Origin of the sequence: Agrobacterium sp. MA01, from assembly GCF_009650195.1 — a bacterium.
Classification (GTDB): domain Bacteria; phylum Pseudomonadota; class Alphaproteobacteria; order Rhizobiales; family Rhizobiaceae; genus Allorhizobium.
Map to the genome: position 1 here is coordinate 243,509 of NZ_CP045854.1, position 15,498 is coordinate 259,006.

15 protein-coding genes are annotated in these 15,498 nt (G+C 61.5%); 9 read left to right on the plus strand and 6 right to left on the minus strand.

All coding sequences use genetic code 11. The features are described from left to right. Positions 1–203 precede the first annotated feature (203 nt). From GH983_RS01090 to GH983_RS01100, 3 genes are all read left to right on the plus strand, one after another. Positions 204–1,382, plus strand: coding sequence for a hypothetical protein (locus GH983_RS01090; protein ID WP_153761392.1), 1,179 nt, complete (start codon positions 204–206; stop codon positions 1,380–1,382). 142 nt (positions 1,383–1,524) lie between these two features. Beyond that, positions 1,525–2,061, plus strand: a complete 537-nt coding sequence (locus tag GH983_RS01095) for a cytochrome b (protein WP_054150912.1) — start codon at positions 1,525–1,527, stop codon at positions 2,059–2,061. A gap of 22 nt (positions 2,062–2,083) precedes the next feature. Next, a complete protein-coding gene (locus tag GH983_RS01100) occupies positions 2,084–2,893 on the plus strand; it encodes a RibD family protein (RefSeq protein ID WP_153761393.1) in 810 nt (269 codons plus the stop codon). Here GH983_RS01100 and GH983_RS01105 read toward each other — a convergent pair. From GH983_RS01105 to GH983_RS01120, 4 genes are read right to left on the minus strand one after another with little or no spacing between them, the layout of a single operon-like run. Next, positions 2,846–3,643, minus strand: coding sequence for a trans-aconitate 2-methyltransferase (locus tag GH983_RS01105; RefSeq protein ID WP_153761394.1), 798 nt, complete (start codon positions 3,641–3,643; stop codon positions 2,846–2,848). The two genes, GH983_RS01100 and GH983_RS01105, sit on opposite strands and share 48 nt — an antisense overlap. After that, positions 3,640–4,683, minus strand: a complete 1,044-nt coding sequence (locus tag GH983_RS01110; RefSeq protein WP_153761395.1) for a glycosyltransferase family 4 protein — start codon at positions 4,681–4,683, stop codon at positions 3,640–3,642. The genes GH983_RS01105 and GH983_RS01110 overlap by 4 nt, the downstream gene beginning before the upstream one ends. Then, positions 4,680–5,078 carry a 6-carboxytetrahydropterin synthase gene (locus GH983_RS01115; RefSeq protein WP_054150908.1) on the minus strand — a complete coding sequence of 133 codons (399 nt, stop codon included), beginning with the start codon at positions 5,076–5,078 and terminating at the stop codon, positions 4,680–4,682. The genes GH983_RS01110 and GH983_RS01115 overlap by 4 nt, the downstream gene beginning before the upstream one ends. Positions 5,079–5,091: 13 nt before the next feature. Further along, entirely contained in the window at positions 5,092–6,282 is a 1,191-nt protein-coding gene (locus tag GH983_RS01120) for a zinc-binding alcohol dehydrogenase (protein ID WP_236759342.1), read from the minus strand. Between GH983_RS01120 and ribA the strand changes: the two genes are divergently transcribed. Genes ribA through GH983_RS01135 form a run of 3 tightly spaced genes read left to right on the plus strand, consistent with a single transcriptional unit; the run spans position 6,253 to position 8,955 of the window. Then, positions 6,253–7,359 (plus strand): GTP cyclohydrolase II RibA, encoded by a 1,107-nt coding sequence (gene ribA, locus GH983_RS01125; protein ID WP_069042303.1) that lies wholly within the window; start codon positions 6,253–6,255, stop codon positions 7,357–7,359. The genes GH983_RS01120 and ribA overlap by 30 nt on opposite strands. 28 nt (positions 7,360–7,387) lie before the next feature. Next, positions 7,388–8,200, plus strand: a complete 813-nt coding sequence (locus tag GH983_RS01130) for a CDP-alcohol phosphatidyltransferase family protein (RefSeq protein WP_069042302.1) — start codon at positions 7,388–7,390, stop codon at positions 8,198–8,200. After that, positions 8,197–8,955 carry an FkbM family methyltransferase gene (locus tag GH983_RS01135; protein WP_069042301.1) on the plus strand — a complete coding sequence of 253 codons (759 nt, stop codon included), beginning with the start codon at positions 8,197–8,199 and terminating at the stop codon, positions 8,953–8,955. The genes GH983_RS01130 and GH983_RS01135 overlap by 4 nt, the downstream gene beginning before the upstream one ends. An 8-nt stretch (positions 8,956–8,963) precedes the next feature. Here GH983_RS01135 and GH983_RS01140 read toward each other — a convergent pair whose 3' ends face one another. Further along, positions 8,964–9,884: a lysylphosphatidylglycerol synthase transmembrane domain-containing protein gene (locus GH983_RS01140; RefSeq protein ID WP_153761396.1), complete on the minus strand. Its 921-nt coding sequence runs from the start codon at positions 9,882–9,884 to the stop codon at positions 8,964–8,966. A 134-nt stretch (positions 9,885–10,018) separates the two neighbouring features. Between GH983_RS01140 and GH983_RS01145 the strand changes: the two genes are divergently transcribed. After that, entirely contained in the window at positions 10,019–11,620 is a 1,602-nt protein-coding gene (locus GH983_RS01145; protein ID WP_069042299.1) for a sulfatase, read from the plus strand. Here the strand turns inward: GH983_RS01145 and GH983_RS01150 are convergent. Continuing rightward, positions 11,607–12,527, minus strand: coding sequence for a helix-turn-helix domain-containing protein (locus GH983_RS01150; RefSeq protein ID WP_069043937.1), 921 nt, complete (start codon positions 12,525–12,527; stop codon positions 11,607–11,609). The two genes, GH983_RS01145 and GH983_RS01150, sit on opposite strands and share 14 nt — an antisense overlap. A gap of 122 nt (positions 12,528–12,649) precedes the next feature. Here GH983_RS01150 and pobA point away from each other — a divergent pair, with 122 nt between their 5' ends. Then, a complete protein-coding gene (pobA, locus tag GH983_RS01155) occupies positions 12,650–13,822 on the plus strand; it encodes a 4-hydroxybenzoate 3-monooxygenase (protein WP_153761397.1) in 1,173 nt (390 codons plus the stop codon). Positions 13,823–14,029: 207 nt separating this feature from the next. Next, the gene (locus tag GH983_RS01160) at positions 14,030–15,475 is read left to right on the plus strand and encodes an aldehyde dehydrogenase (RefSeq protein WP_069043936.1); all 1,446 of its coding nucleotides are present in this window, start codon (positions 14,030–14,032) and stop codon (positions 15,473–15,475) included. Positions 15,476–15,498 lie beyond the last annotated feature (23 nt).

A 15,498-nucleotide genomic window follows, 5' to 3' on the forward strand; every position in this document is an offset into this window, starting at 1 on the left:
TGTTGTTAACCAAAGTGGCCAGAAGGCAGGAAGCTCAGGCGTTGACGGCGTCTGGAATCTAAGCCGTTCTCCTGTATTGGCAGTCGAGCCCAGCTGTTACTTTTGCTGCAGTCTGCCCAGATATGGAACACCTTCGCTCTTGCTTCGCCGAGTGCCAATGCTTAACGTTCGCCAACGGATCAGGAACGAGACTTGGCGCCATCATGGTCGGAATAAAACACTTTACGCGGAGCTTCCTGCGCGCCGGAGCTTCGGCTCTGCTGCTTGCCGCTCTCTCCTCTTGTCAGACCGATGACTTCAAGCCGAACGCTGGTGAAGGCGGAGCCTCTGCGGCCGTCAACCCCGCCAACGATACGGGTCTCTACAACCAGACCCTGGGATCCGGTTCGGTGAAGGTCGCCTATCTAGGTGTCCGTCGTGCGGATCAACCGGGCCGCCAGGCCGATAGCGAATACCGGGACGGCGCCGCTCTGGCCGTCAACATGCTCGGTTCCGACGTCGTGAAACTCACCATGCTTGAGACGACGGAAAAGCCGGAGGCGATCGAGGCCGCGGCAAGGACCCTGGCGCGCCAGCAGGTATCCTTCATTGTCACCACCGCCCGTGGTGCGGAGTTTGAAGCGATCCAACGTGGCCTGGGCGGACTTCAGGTCCCCATGGTTGCATTCCAGACAAACGAGGCGGTCCTGCCTGAAAATGTCTATCCCTTCGTATCCAGCCCTGCCGACAGCCTGATAGAAAGCGCGTCCTTCGCAATGGCCGAAGGGGCGACCCATGCGGTGATCCTCGCCTCCTCTCCGGCGGAAAAAGCTCAGGCCGATCGGATCGCCAGCCAGATCAAGGCCTTTGGCGGCAAGGTTGAGCCGATTGTCGAGCTGAGCGGCGGCACGCTGCCTGCAAAGGCTCTGAACTCGTGGAGCAAGGCCGACATGGTGGTGTTGATGCCCGGCATCAAGTCGCCGGGCGAGGTGTTGAAGAAGGCGGATGCCGCCAAGCCGCCGCGGCCGGGCCGCAGGATCGTTGCGAGTGCCGTTCTGACGGCGCAGGATCTCAACGAGCCCAAGCTGACCGGCAGCATCGTCTGTCGCTACGACCAGAACGTCCAGGCAAGGATCGGTAGCCGATACATGGCGAGTTATGGAATGCCGGCCTCTGCCCAGGCCGGCTATGGCTTCGACGCCATGGCGATGGCCATCGGCCTCGCTGGCCGTTTCCGGGAGCTGGCCTTCGGGCCCGAGCGGCTCATGTCGCCGGATGGTTTCTCAGGCTCGCTCGGTGTCTTCCGGCTGGAAGACGATCGCAAGGTCCGGCGCAATTGCGATATCTTCAAGGTCGCCAAGGGCTCCTATGTATTCTTCCAGAAAGCGCCTCCGACGCTCTGATCACCACAGCGTGACATGATCTACGAGCCCTGATCTTCCGTTTACATTGTTGTCAAACCGTCACATCCTGATGGCGGATGACTGATGGGCGGTAGACGAGGAGGTCTGGCGCGCGAATGGTCTGGGATCGGAGCAAAGTGTAATGAACGGCGCACAATCGATGGATGCGGGCCAACGCTATGCAGGCACGCTGCGCATCCTCCATTGGCTGATTGCAGTCCTTGTCCTCATGACCTGGCCGCTTGGCCAGATGATTGGGTTCGTGAAGGACGACGTGAAACTCGATTTCTATCTGATCCATGAAAGCCTGGGCTTCATGGTCCTGTGGCTGATGCTGGTGCGGATCGGCGCAAGGCTGACAAGCGAGGCGCCTCTGGTCGAGGCACCGCGATTGGAAAAGGCAGCCGCCCACGTGGTGCACGGGCTTCTCTATGTCTTCTTGATCGTCATGCCGGTTTCCGGGTTTCTGGCAACCAATGCCCATGGCTTTCCGCTCAAATGGTTTGGTCTCTTCACCGTCTGGAGCCCGATCGGCAAGTCACCGGAAATAGCGTCCACCCTTTCGGCAATCCATGCCTGGAGCGCGTGGATCATTTTGGCTCTCTTTGCGTTGCATATTTCGGCGGTGGTCTTCCATCACGTGATCCGCCGCGACGGTACGCTTTATCGCATTTTGTAAAACTCTCCGGGACAGGACCTCGATGCGTAAGATCGAAATGACGGACCAGCTTTGGGCGCGCCTTCTTGCCATGCGCGGCAGCGCAAGCCAGACCGGTGCAGACGAAGGCGATCCCGTCATGGCCCTGTACGCACCGATTGCCGCCGCAGAGCGCGGCTTTGTTCTGGCGCAGGTCGGCCAGTCGCTCGATGGCCGCGTGGCCACGCCATCAGGTGACGCACGCGACATTTCCGGAAGCGACGGCATCGCCCATCTTCATCGCTGTCGCGCGCTCGTGGAAGCCGTGGTCGTCGGTGTCGGCACCGTCAAATGCGACGACCCGAGACTTTCCGTCAGGGCAGTGAAGGGCCCCAATCCCGTCCGCGTCGTGATTGATTGTCGCGCGGAACTGACCGGCGAGGAACGCCTGTTTCGCGACGGCGGCGCACCAGTCATTCTCGTGCAGGGGCATGATGCACCGGTCAAATCCCATGGAGCCGACGTCATCAAAGTTCGCAGGGGCGAGGGCGGCCTTGATCCTCAGGACATCCTGGATGCACTCGCGGACCGCGGCTTGCGTCGCATCCTCGTCGAGGGAGGCGCACGCACGATTGCCCGCTTCATCGAAGCCGATCTCGTCGATCGCCTGCACGTCGCGATTGCCCCGCTGATCATTGGCTCGGGACCTGCCGGCATTGCGCTGCCGCCGATCGACAAGCTTTCAAGCGCCCATCGTCCGGCTGCCAAGGTCTATACCTTGGGCAGCGACATCCTGTTCGATTGTGATCTGAAAAACCCAGCCGTTTCAATGTCGGGGGAGCGCGAGGATATCCGAGTGGCCGACCACGCATGAGCTTCCGGTCTCTGCGATCTTCGCGAGCCTGAAATCCAGCCAGTCCCTGATTTGGACGTCAGTGAGAGTACCGATCTCCGAAAGCGGCTGTTCGAGCCCCTCGAGAAAAGCGGCCTGCAGGTCACCGTCATCAGGGCCCATCACCCAGGGGCTCGTGGCGACCGAGACCGCATAGCCCAAACGCTCGAAAGCTTGCTTCAGATGCGCAGTCGCATGTGGGCCGAGTGCTGGCCCAAAGCCTTTGTCGAAATGCTGGTGCTGATTGAAGTCGTGAGCGACCTGTTCGTCGAGCGGATGGGCAACCGACCATTCCATGACGCCGTCATAGTTCAGCGCAGCATAGAGCCCCGTTTTGCTCACAGCGAGAGTCTCGGCAAAGTGATCGCAGAAGTCTGCCGAGCAGAGATCGAAGAGAGCCGATGCCGTCACCACGCTCACCTCGGTGAGCGGCAGCGTATCGATCTTGTTCAGATCGAACTGGCGAAAATAGACATCCTGTTGATCCCCGATACGGCGTTCGGCCTCCGCCAGCAGCAGCGGGTCGTAGTCGAGCAACTGCCATTTCGCATGGGCCGGGAAGCGATGTGCCAGGCTCCGCCAGGTCGAGCCGGTGCCGCAGCCGATATCGAGTATGTTGGGGCGTTCGATACCGCCGAGATGCTGCGACAATTGCTCGACCAGCGGCTTCGCCCGCGCCCTCATATCGACAGGTTCGCGCAGTGCCAGCCAGTCCTTGTTGAAGCCACTCATGAAATTCCATCCAATGTGTTGGAGATGATTGCTGCCGTGTCTGCCCATGTTGGCAAGAGGCTGCCGGCTTGAAGGGCCGCCGCAGACCGCGTCTCGCGCTCCTGCGGGCTTTGCAGCAGACGACGGAGCGCCTCTCCGAAAGCCGGTGCGTCATCGACCGGCACCAAAATCCCCGCGTCAGCAGGAACGACGTCTGGAACCGCTCCGGCATGGCACGCCACGATCGGAAGCCCGTGAGACAGAGCTTCGGCAAACACCATCCCATAGCCTTCGTATCGGCTCGCCAGTGCAAACATGTCCGCCGAGGCGAAGTTCACCCGCGGGTCGTCCACCTCGCCGAGTAACTGAACGCGCGCTTCCAGGCCCAGCGCTTCCACCTGTCGCGCCAGCGCTTCGCTCGTCGAAGGATCGAGGCTCTTGCTTCCAATGATCACGGCCTGCCAGTCGAGATCCTCGACCGATTTGAGAGCCCTCAGCAGCACGTCATGACCCTTGCGCCGGGTGAGTGTGCCGACCGACAGGATCTGCGGGGCCGCATTGACGACGCGCCTTGTATCGCTCTTGTCGATCCCGGGCAGGGCGACCGTAATGCGGGAAGACGCGACGCCATAATTGGATGCAAGTTCACGTGCCGTCATCGGCGAGGTCACGATCACATGCCGGGCTGTCGCCAGCGCCCTCTGTTCGCTCTGTCGGAAGCGATGCTGCTCTTCGTCCGACAACCCTGTTTCGAGGGCGAGCGGATGATGAACAAGAGCAATGATCCGAAGCCGTTCGACATGGTCTCTTGCCCAGGCGTCGAGGACGCCGAAGGCGAGCCCGTCGATCATAACGAGCGTCCCGTCCGGCAGTGTCGACAGGGCTGCTTCCGCCCGGTCCAGCGTGTCTGCGGTGGGAACCGGAAACCCGTCGCCAAGCGGCAGAAGCCTGACCTGCCAGCCGCATTCGCGAAGTCCATCGATAACTCGGCGGTCGTAGCCATAACCGCCGGTCTTCAGAGCCAGGTCGCCCGGATAGGCGAACACGAGGGAAGGGTTCAAAGATCGGCCTCGTACCAGCCACGGGCCGCATGGGATTCGTGCAGCATGACCTTCAGGCGGCAGATCCGATGGCTGCCGGGGCCAAGACGCTTGTCGGACACGGCCTGCGCCAGTTGGTCAAAGATGTGTTTTGCAATGACTTCCGTCGTGCTGATCTTGCCTTTGAAGACCGCAAGCTCGTCCAGGTTCTGATAGTTCAGCGGCTTCAAGACCTCGGACAGAACGGTTGTCGCAGCACCGATATCGACGGCGAGGCCATCCTCGTCCACGTCCTTGGTGAAAAAGGCCGCATCGACGACAAAGGTTGCGCCATGCATCCCCTGTGCAGGCCCGAAGACCGGACGCGGCAGGCTGTGGGCGATCATGATATGGTCTCGGACTTCAACAGCGAACATGAGATCTCTTTCGTCAGTAGCGGATGCGATGGCACAGGGTGTCCTGTGTGGAGAGGATACGAGCGTAGGCGTCTGGCAGTTCAGAAAAAGCGGTCTCACCGGAGATAAGGCGCTCGAGACGCGGATCCAGGAGCAGTTCCAGCGCCTTGCTCATTCGCCGGTGATAGGTCCAGCGAGCCCGGCGTGACGAAGGAATTCCGCCGACTTGCGAACTGACGAGGGACAGGCGTCGAGAATGAAACGCACCGCCCAGGGGAATGCTGACCATGCGGTCGCCATACCAGCTGGCTTCGACAATTCTCGCTTCAAAGCCCGCATGGGCGATGGCGTTTTCGAGCGCGACCGCGGCTGCGCTGGCGTTGATCAAGATGTCGAATTCCCCGTCGATCATGTCGGGCTCGGCAAACGTGAGGTCCAGATCGGAAGCCAGATTACGGCGCGACGGATCCTTGTCGATCAAGACAGTTTCCGTGCCTGCAATCCGCGAGGCGATATAGGCGACGAGCGTCCCGACAACGCCGGCGCCGAAGACGGCGACGCGGTCGCCCGGCTGCACGCCTGCATCCCAGATAATGTTGAGCGCTGTTTCCATATTGGCGGCAAGCACCGCCCGTCGCGGCGGCAGCGTCTCCGGTAACAGGGTTACTTGGTCTGACGGGAGGATGAAGCGATCCTGATGAGGATGAAGGGCAAAGACATTGCGTCCGATGAGTTCACGGGGACCATCGACGATTTCACCGACGGCCGCATAGCCATATTTGACCGGAAAGGGGAACTCGCCTTCCATATGCGGTCCGCGCATGCGTTCAAATTCGCTTTGAGGAACCGCGCCTTGAAAGATCAGGGACTCTGTCCCGCGGCTGATCCCGCTGTAGAGTGTTCGCACGAGCACTTCGTTTCCAGCAGGCATGCCAAGCGGCTCATGCCGGAGCCGGCAGATTTCCTTTGCCTCGAACCACAGCGCAGCCGCCGTCTTTCCGGCAGATACGGATTGTTCATTCACCTCGAGCTTCAAACTGCAGATCCCCCACCCTAAATATGCGCACCAATGGAACGTATTGCCGAAGAAGACATTTTGTTCCTTAGCCGCCATCAAAATAAATTTATGGCGGATGCGCAAACCATCGCTGAAACTTCGGCGTAATGGTTGCCACTGATAGGGAGAGTACGCCTCATGTCCAAGTCCAGCCAGTCCGCTTTCCAATTCTCGACCGCCGAGATCGAAGTAGAACGCGCCGTAGCCGAGCTGCGCTATGGCCGACCCGTGATCGTAACGGAGGGAGAACGAAAGCTTGCTGTCCTGGCGCTCGACTGTGTAGCGCCCTCGCTTTTCGATCAATTCGCAGCCGTCACCGAGAACCGGCACAGCCTCCTGTTGACCGCGCCGCGGGCCGGTCGTTTGGGGATCGGAGCCGAACAGGACGTGATCACGCCGCTGGCCGGTCTGTCTTTCGATGATGCCTCACGGCTTGCTTACACACTTGGTGCGGAAAAGCCTGCATTGTGGCAGCCGGCGGATGCACTGGCGACACAGACGACAGAACTGGCCCGCCTGGCGCTGTTGCTGCCGGCCATGGTGCTGGCGGATGTCACGACCATGACAGATCGGTTCGGCGGTTGCTGCGAGATCGCCTCCAGCCGTTTGAAAGGCGCTGATGCCGCCCGTCAGCGCTTCGACCAAGTCGTTCGCACCCGCGTTCCGTTGAAGGATCTTGGTGATGCCGACTTCGTCGTCTTCCGCGGTGGCCTGGCTCAGAAGGATCAGGTCGCCATCATCGTCGGTAAGCCGGATGTCACGAAGACCGTGCCGATCCGCATTCACTCGTCCTGCCTTACCGGAGACCTCTGCGGCTCCCTGAAATGCGATTGCGGTGACCAGCTGCGCAATGGTTTTGCCCTGCTCAAGCAGGCGGGCGGCGGCGTGCTGCTCTATCTCGACCAGGAAGGGCGCGGCACGGGCATCGGCGCCAAGATGCGTGCTTATGGCTATCAGCATCTCGGCCTCGACACGATCGATGCGGATGCCGAGCTCGGGCTCGCCGAAGATCATCGCCGTTATGAAGCAGCCGTTGCCATGCTCCGGCATCTCGAGATCGCGAAGGTGGCGGTCTACACCAACAACCCGACCAAGATCGCCGGCCTCAAGCTGGGCGGCATCGAAGTCGAGGCACGGGCGTCGGTCACCGGTCGGGTCACGGCGGAAAACGAAAACTATCTGCGCACCAAGACCTTGCGCGCCGGCCACATGCTCGATCTGGAAACTCTGGTCGCGGCAGAATAAGCTCCAGGCGGGCAGGGAGGATTGCAAGATGGCAAGCGAGCCTGAACGGCTTGGCGGCGATGGTTTCGGTCGGCCATGGGCAGATGCCCAGCTCGACTGGGTCGCGATGCTGCGACAGCGTCGTGGACTGCTGATGAACACACTGGCGGGCCTCTCAGGCCTGCTTGTCGGCACATCGGTCGTCGCGGTGATCGTCTCCTTTCACCTCCCGCTCGGCTGGGATTTCGTGGCCTCGGTCATTCTGTCGCTCGCGCTGATGTTTGCGCTGGTGGTCTATGCTCTGCCCGATCACCCCCATCGCAAGTTCGGCCCGGCCAATCTCGTCACCGCCTTTCGCGCTTGTCTCGTTAGCCTGACTGGCGCGACCGTGCTGTGCTTCGACAGTCTCGCTGCGACCGATACGGCACTCTGGACACTTGCCGGTGTGGTTCTCATCGCCTTGGCGCTCGACGGCGTCGATGGTTATCTCGCGCGCAGCTACGGACATGAATCGTCCTTCGGTGCCCGCTTCGATATGGAAGTCGATGCAGTGCTGATCCTGGTCCTGTCCGTCGCCGCAGCCTTCTTGGAAAAGGCGGGTCTCTGGGTATTGCTGATCGGCCTGATGCGCTACGGTTTCGTGGCCGCAGGCTGGGTGTTGCCGAAGCTGAACGGCGAGCTCTTCCCCTCGTTCCGACGCAAGCTTGTCTGCGTGATCCAGATTTCGGCACTCTGCCTGATCCTGATCCCCTTCGTGACCGTTCCCTATTCTACCGCCATCGCAGCGGTCGCGCTTCTGGCGCTCGCCTATTCGTTTACGGTGGACGTGATCTACCTGCTGCGTCGGCCCGTCACGTCATGACCAGTCTCAGCGAGCGTCTCTCGACATCATTCGGGCTCGCCCGCTCGCTCGTCGTCTACTACGGCCAGCCCTGGCGCAGATCGGCGCTGCGGCAATTCTATGCGTCGATCGTCAAGCCGGGTGATCTCGTCTTCGACATCGGCGCCCATGTCGGCAGCCGCAGCAGCACCCTGTTGAAGCTCGGAGCGAAAGTCGTGGCGGTCGAACCCCAGCCAGCTTTCGCAGACTTCATCGAAAACCGTTTTGCAGGCGCGTTGACCGGCTTCGAACGGGTGGCCGTCGGTCGGACCGCCGGGCAGATCGATTTGCTGATCTCGAGCCGCCATCCGACGGTCACAAGCATCTCCAGCCGCTTCGTCGAGACGGTGAAGCAAAGCAAGGGGTTTTCGCAGGTCGTCTGGGACCGCAAGGTCACGGTGCCGATGGTGACGCTCGATCATCTCGTCGCGAAATACGGTATGCCTGCCTTTTGCAAGATAGACGTCGAGGGCGCGGAGGCGGAAATTCTCTACGGCCTTTCAAAGCCGATGCCCCTGATCGCCTTCGAATACATTCCGGCCATGCCCTCCGTTGCGTCCAACGCGATCGATCGTCTGATGGGCATCGGCAGTTATCGCTTCAACCGGGTCGTCGGAGAGCAGCATCGGTTCGTGTCGGACCGGTGGAAATCGGCAGACGAGCTGCTGGTCGAGCTGTCGCAAATGCCTCCCGAAGCGCAATCCGGCGACGTTTACGCCCGGATAGAGAGCCGATGACGATGCGTTCAGGCGCGACGCGGCTTTCCGCGGATGGCCTCGAGCGAGAGGATCGCGAGACCCGGCAGGGCGCCGGCAAGAGAGAGAGCTCCATAAACGACGCTCGCAGCCAATCCCTGGCTCTCGGTGGCGCCAAGCAGTGGCCAGAGCGCCATCGCGGCGGCTTCCCGCGTACCCCAGCCTCCGAAACCAGCGGGGATCAGCATCGCGATCAGGCAGAGCGGAATGATCGTGAATGCCGCAATGCCGGGGAGGGGCGCGCCAACAGCATGGCTCGCAAGAAAGAAGGTCGCGACGTAACTGCCGACGATCACAAGGCTGAGCCCCGCCTGAACAGGCAGCGCGCCACGGCGGATGAAGACGCGCAACAGGTCATCGCCGATATGGCTGAACCCTTTGTACCGACGCTTCACGATGATCAGGCCCGCGCAGACTGCGGCGGCAAACAGGAAGAAGCAGAGCACCAGCAGCAAGGCCTGACGTCCGGCATCCTCGCCTCCGAGGACCAGCGGCCAGGCGAACAGGCCGGAAAGCGCCAGAACGAAAAACGCAGCCTGGCCGGAAAGCCGCTCGAAGATCACGGCCTTGGCTGGTCCTTTCCAGCCGCCGGCGCCGGCATTGCGCATGCGGTAGGCGCGCACGGCATCACCGGCGACGCCGCCGGGAAGGCTTTGGTTGAGAAGGCTCGCCACGTAGTACTCGCTGATCGCGACGCTCGCCGGGAACGGTTCGCCGAGACGGCTCGCGGTAAAGCGCCAGCGCAGCGCCGACACGATGATCTGCACCTGCACCAGGGCAAGACCGGCGATGACATGCGTAACGGAGATCTGCGAGAAGGCGGCGCCCAGCGCGGTCAGATCCGTTCTGGACAGGAGAAATGCCAGGAGCGCGATCAACGCGACGGGAGCAAGGAGACGCAGAATGGGCAAGCGGCGGGGCTTTCGTCGGGGGTGAGTGGTCGTTTGCTATCCTATACGCGGAAAGAGAGGCAGCGGACCTTCATGACGGCAAATCCTCCCGCGTGCAATCGATCTGCCCTTCTCGGTAGCGGAGTGACTGGATCATGAAGTCAGCCGACACGCTTAAGCCCTATATCGGCGCCCTCGTGGTGACAGTGATCGCCTGGTTTGCTTTCACCTTGCCGGACCACCCCGATGCTGTCGCCCTCAATGCTTTTACCCGTCTGCCGCTCGAATGGGCATTGATGATGCTGCTCTTGCTCGCGGTCCCGCGCAGTCTACGTCGGCCGATCGGGCTTCTGTGCGGACTGGTCCTGCTTCTGATCCTGTTCCTGAAGATGGCCGACATCGGCACCCAGGCTGCCTTTCAGCGCCCGTTCAATCCCTATCTCGATATCAAGATGCTGGCCGATGGCTGGAATCTGTTTTCAGGGACCGTCGGCACATTGGCAGCCTTTGCTGCTGTCGCGGCCGCGCTTCTGGGCTTGTCCGCCATACTGATGCTGTTTCTGTGGGCGGCACGCCGATTAACGGAAATCGGGCGCCCCGTGCGCTCATGGCTTGTTCTGTCGCTGGTGGCGATCACCCTTCTCGGCGGGATTGCGATTGTTTTGGACGCGCCCCGGGTCGAAGCGCGCATGCCCTCTTACCTCAACAAGCGACTGACGCTTGTCATCCGCTCTGTTCAGGACATGCATGTCTTTGAAACCGCTCTGTCGCGGGGAGAGGGCCCCCGCAACGGCGCCGGGCTCTTCGGACGCGTCAAGGACAAGGACTTCGTGCTTATCTTCGTTGAATCCTATGGCCGCTCGGCGCTGGAGGATCCTCGATATGCGTCGATCACCCGACCACGCCTCGCAAGCGTCCAAGCCGAGATTGAGCGAGCCGGTCTCGTTTCCGCCAGTGCCTGGGTCACCGCTCCGACCGTTGGCGGTCTCAGCTGGCTGGCGCACGGAACGCTCCTCTCCGGCCTCTGGGTCGACAGCCAGGCGCGCTACGACCGCTTGATGATCAGCCAGCAACCGAGCCTCAACAGGCTGTTTGCCGAAGCCGGATGGAAGAGCATCGCGGCCATGCCTGCCATTACGATGGAGTGGCCTGAAGCCGCATATTACGGATATCGCCAGATCCTGGCGGCAGCCGACCTCGATTACCAGGGCAAGCCCTTCAACTGGGTCACGATGCCGGATCAGTATACCCTGTCAGCCTTCGAGCGCCTGGGTCGCGCCCCTGCACGGGCTGCGGGCGAACGCGTGATGGCGGAAGTGGCGCTGATCTCCAGCCATGCGCCGTGGACACCCGTTGCCAGCCTCATCGACTGGGACGCCGTCGGCGACGGCTCGATCTTCAACGCACAGGCGGAAAGCGGCGACCCGCCTCGGGTCGTCTGGGCCGACCCGGAGCGTGTGCGCGCGCAATATATCCAGACGATCGACTATTCCCTCGAAACTCTCGGCAGTTACATGTCACGCTTTGGCGAGGATACCGTCTTCGTCATCCTCGGAGACCATCAGCCTGCGGCCATAATCACCGGCCCCAATGCTTCGCGCGCCGTCCCGATCCATGTCGTATCGGCGGATCGGGACCTCGTCGCCCGCTTTGAGCGGGAAGGGTTCCTCCCCGGCATGCGCCCGGAGACGCAGACCCGCGAGTGGCCGATGAACGAGATGCGGCCGGTTCTGATCGATCTGTTCAGCCAGCCTTGACTGTTTCTGCATCTTCCGCCCGAGATCCCAGGCGGATCTGTTCCTGAGCGCGCCAGCTGGCCGGTGTCATCCCGGTCTGGCGACTGAAGAAGCGGGAGAAATAGGCCGGATCGGAAAAGCCGAGGCGGAACGAGACTTCCTTGATGCTGCCGGGCGTGAACAGCAGCTCGCGTTGTGCTTCCTCGATCAGGCGTCTCGCCACCAGCTCCTGCGTACCAAGGCCTGTCTTCGTCTTGAGCACACGGTTCAGATGGGTCGCCGTTATCCCCAGCGCATGGGCGTAGAACGATGCCGGACGATGGTTGCGAACCTCCCGGTGCAGCAATGACGAGAAGGCCTCAAGCCTGCGATCGTTCTCATCGGTCGCCTCTTTCTCGGTTTCACCCTGGGCAGCGAGACGGGCTGCAAGCGCCAGAGCCGCGGCGAGCCCCGTCTCCATCAGCACGGTGCGCCCCGTAAGCCGCCCCTGCCATTCGCTCGCGACCCTGAGCAGGTGGGAGAGAATCAACTGCCCCTCCGGATCCTGCGGGGCAAGGCGGGTCACGCTTGGTGTCGACAGGAACTGCCCGAGCGCGCTCGGCTCACCCGGTCGGACCGGCAAGCGACTGGCAAGAAAGGTAAAGACGTAGCCGTCGATCTCTGGTGAAAAGCGGAACCCGTGCCCGATAGCGGGCGGAACGGTGACGATCGAGACCGGTTCGAAACGGGCAATCTCTCCTTCGAAGACCGCATCGCCGGAGCCGCCTGTCACGAGCAGGATTTGGAAATAGCGTTCGTGTCTGTGCAGCCCGATTTCCCAGTGATGCAGTGCACTTCGGGCCGGAATTGTCTCGCAATGCACCCAGAATCGCGAACCCGCGGGATCGTCCTCGCCATAAAGCTCGTAAGTCGGGATCGAGGTCCGCATTGGCTGCTTGCGTTTCGTCATGTTCGATTTGTGCAACAAAAGACGCGATGCGTCCATTGTTGACGGCCGCGCTCGCCGTCAAAACTTGTCGAAAGACAAATGGCTGCATCGTGGGAGGAAACATGCGAACCAAAGTCGTCATCATTGGATCGGGCCCGTCCGGCCTCTTGCTCGGGCAGCTTCTCACCAATGCAGGCATCGACAATGTGATCGTCGACCGCGTCGGCAAGGACCACATTCTGTCTCGCGTGCGGGCCGGGGTGCTCGAAGAAGGAACTGTCGGCCTCGTGGATCGCGCCGGCGTCGGCGAGCGCCTGCATCGGGAAGGTCTTCCGCATGACGGTTTCTCCCTCACGTTCGATGGCCGCGACCATCGTATCGATCTCTTCGATCTGACCGGTGGCAAGCAGGTCATGGTCTACGGCCAGACGGAGCTGACGCGCGATCTCATCGAGCGCCGCGAGCGCGACGGCGGTGTGGTGATCTATGATGCCACGAATGTCGTTCCCTCCGGTTTCGACGGCGACCAGCCGCATGTCACCTTCGAGAAGGATGGTGTCACGCAGCGCATCGATTGCGACTTCATCGCCGGATGTGACGGCTTCCATGGCGCCAGCCGCAAGGCAGTGCCCGAAGGCGCGATCAAGACCTTCGAGAAGATCTATCCCTTCGGCTGGCTGGGGATCCTCGCCGACGTGCCGCCGGTCAACCATGAACTCATTTATGCCAACCACCCGCGCGGTTTTGCGCTGTGCTCGATGCGCTCCGAAACCCGCAGCCGCTACTATGTTCAGTGCTCGCTCGACGACAAGGTCGAGATGTGGTCCGACGATCGCTTCTGGGACGAGCTGCGCCGTCGCCTGCCGGCCCACCACGCTGAGGCCATGGTGACGGGGTCGAGCTTCGAAAAGTCGATCGCGCCGCTGCGTTCCTTCGTCGCCGAGCCGATGCGCTTCGGGCGGATGTTCCTCGTCGGCGATGCCGCGCATATCGTGCCGCCGACGGGCGCCAAGGGCCTGAACCTTGCCGCATCCGACGTGCACTACCTGATCGAGGGGCTTATCGAGCACTATCAGGAAAAGTCAAATGCCGCACTCGATGCCTATTCGGCCCGTGCCCTTAAGCGTGTCTGGAAGGCTGTTCGCTTCTCCTGGTCGATGACCACATTGCTGCACCGTTTTCCGGATACCGGAGATTTCGGCCAGAAGATCCAGGAAGCCGAGCTCGACTACCTCACCCATTCGAGAGCGGCGTCCACGGCCATGGCGGAGAACTATGTCGGGCTGCCCTATTGACGTCTCGTCCAGGCGGCACCACTTGTCAAAAAACAATTGTTTGCTAGACTTACAAAATAGAGCGGATCGGGGAGGTTGCCGGTCCGTTTAGGAATAACCTGCTCTCTGGAGGATCGAGACCTGATCGCAAGAGAGCAGGCGGGGCCGGAAGAAAACGACGGACCAATTTCTGAACCTGAAAATAATGGAGGAGGAAGATCCATGAATATGCATGTTTCGCTGTTGATCAATGGTGCCGAAAAGGCGGCCGCGGGCGGACGCACTTTTACCCGCATCAATCCTTTTACGCAGGAAGTGGCGACCACGGCCTCGGCCGCAAGCCTCGAGGATGCCAACGCAGCCGTAGACGCAGCTGCAGCAGCCTTCCCGGCCTGGTCGAAGACCGGCCCCGGTGAGCGCCGCAAGATCCTGCTCAAGGCTGCTGACATCATGGAATCGAAGACCGCCGAGTTCTCCGAACTCGTGGTCGCCGAAACCGGAGCCACCGGCCATTGGGGCGCCTTCAACGTCATGGTTGCTGCAAGCATGTTGCGCGAAGCCGCTTCCATGACCACCCAGATCTCGGGCGAAGTCATCCCGTCCAACAAGCCGGGTTCGCTCTCCATGGGCATGCGCCAGGCCGTCGGCGTTTGCCTTGGCATCGCGCCGTGGAATGCGCCGATCATCCTCGGCACCCGTGCGGTCGCCATGCCGCTCGCCTGCGGCAACACCGTGATCCTGAAGGCATCGGAGCAGTGCCCTGGTACCCATCGTCTGATCGCTCAGTGCCTCGTTGAAGCCGGCCTTCCGACTGGTGCCATCAGCGTCATCACCAATGCGCCCGAGGATGCAGCCCAGATCGTCGAAGCCCTGATCACCAACCCGGCAGTCAAGCGCGTCAATTTCACCGGCTCCACCAAGGTCGGCAAGATCATCGGCGAACTGTGCGGCCGTCATCTGAAGCCGGCCCTTCTGGAGCTCGGCGGCAAGGCGCCGCTCGTCATCCTCGATGATGCCGACATTGACGCGGCCGTGAACGCCGCCGCCTTTGGCGCCTTCGCCAATATGGGCCAGATCTGCATGTCGACCGAGCGTATCATCGTCGATGAAAAAATCGCCGACGAGTTCGTCGCAAAGCTCGCCGCCAAGGCATCGAAGCTGCCGGCCGGCGATCCGAAGGGCCACGTCGTGCTCGGCTCGCTCATCAGCCTCGAATCTGCAAAGAAGATGGATGAGCTGATCGCCGACGCCGTTTCCAAGGGTGCAAAGCTCGTTGCCGGTGGCAAGCGCGAAGGCAGCGTCGTCGAAGCAACTCTGCTCGACAATGTCACCTCGGACATGCGGATGTATCAGGAAGAAAGCTTCGGCCCGGTCAAGCCGATCATGCGCGTGAAGGATGAGGAAGAAGCGATCCGCGTTGCCAACGATACCGAGTATGGTCTCTCCGGCGCCGTCTTCAGCCGCGACATCCGCCGCGCGCTCGCTGTCGCCGCGCGCATCGAGTCCGGCATTTGCCACATCAATGGCCCCACGGTCTTCGATGAGCCGCAGATGCCTTTCGGCGGCGTTAAGGGCAGTGGCTATGGTCGCTTCGGCGGCAAGGCCGCGATCTCCGAGTTTACGGAGCTGCGCTGGATCACGATCGAAGATCCGAACCAGCACTATCCCTTCTGATCATGGAAATGAAACGGCCGCCT

Excerpts from the sequence above, each read along its gene's own strand:
- GH983_RS01090 (WP_153761392.1), top strand. The coding sequence starts at position 204 with ATGGTCGGAATAAAACACTTTACGCGGAGCTTCCTGCGCGCCGGAGCT.
- GH983_RS01095 (WP_054150912.1), top strand. The coding sequence starts at position 1,525 with ATGAACGGCGCACAATCGATGGATGCGGGCCAACGCTATGCAGGCACG.
- GH983_RS01100 (WP_153761393.1), top strand. The coding sequence starts at position 2,084 with ATGCGTAAGATCGAAATGACGGACCAGCTTTGGGCGCGCCTTCTTGCC.
- GH983_RS01105 (WP_153761394.1), bottom strand. The coding sequence starts at position 3,643 with ATGAGTGGCTTCAACAAGGACTGGCTGGCACTGCGCGAACCTGTCGAT.
- GH983_RS01115 (WP_054150908.1), bottom strand. The coding sequence starts at position 5,078 with ATGTTCGCTGTTGAAGTCCGAGACCATATCATGATCGCCCACAGCCTG.
- ribA (WP_069042303.1), top strand. The coding sequence starts at position 6,253 with ATGTCCAAGTCCAGCCAGTCCGCTTTCCAATTCTCGACCGCCGAGATC.
- GH983_RS01130 (WP_069042302.1), top strand. The coding sequence starts at position 7,388 with ATGGCAAGCGAGCCTGAACGGCTTGGCGGCGATGGTTTCGGTCGGCCA.
- GH983_RS01135 (WP_069042301.1), top strand. The coding sequence starts at position 8,197 with ATGACCAGTCTCAGCGAGCGTCTCTCGACATCATTCGGGCTCGCCCGC.
- GH983_RS01145 (WP_069042299.1), top strand. The coding sequence starts at position 10,019 with ATGAAGTCAGCCGACACGCTTAAGCCCTATATCGGCGCCCTCGTGGTG.
- GH983_RS01150 (WP_069043937.1), bottom strand. The coding sequence starts at position 12,527 with ATGCGGACCTCGATCCCGACTTACGAGCTTTATGGCGAGGACGATCCC.
- pobA (WP_153761397.1), top strand. The coding sequence starts at position 12,650 with ATGCGAACCAAAGTCGTCATCATTGGATCGGGCCCGTCCGGCCTCTTG.
- GH983_RS01160 (WP_069043936.1), top strand. The coding sequence starts at position 14,030 with ATGCATGTTTCGCTGTTGATCAATGGTGCCGAAAAGGCGGCCGCGGGC.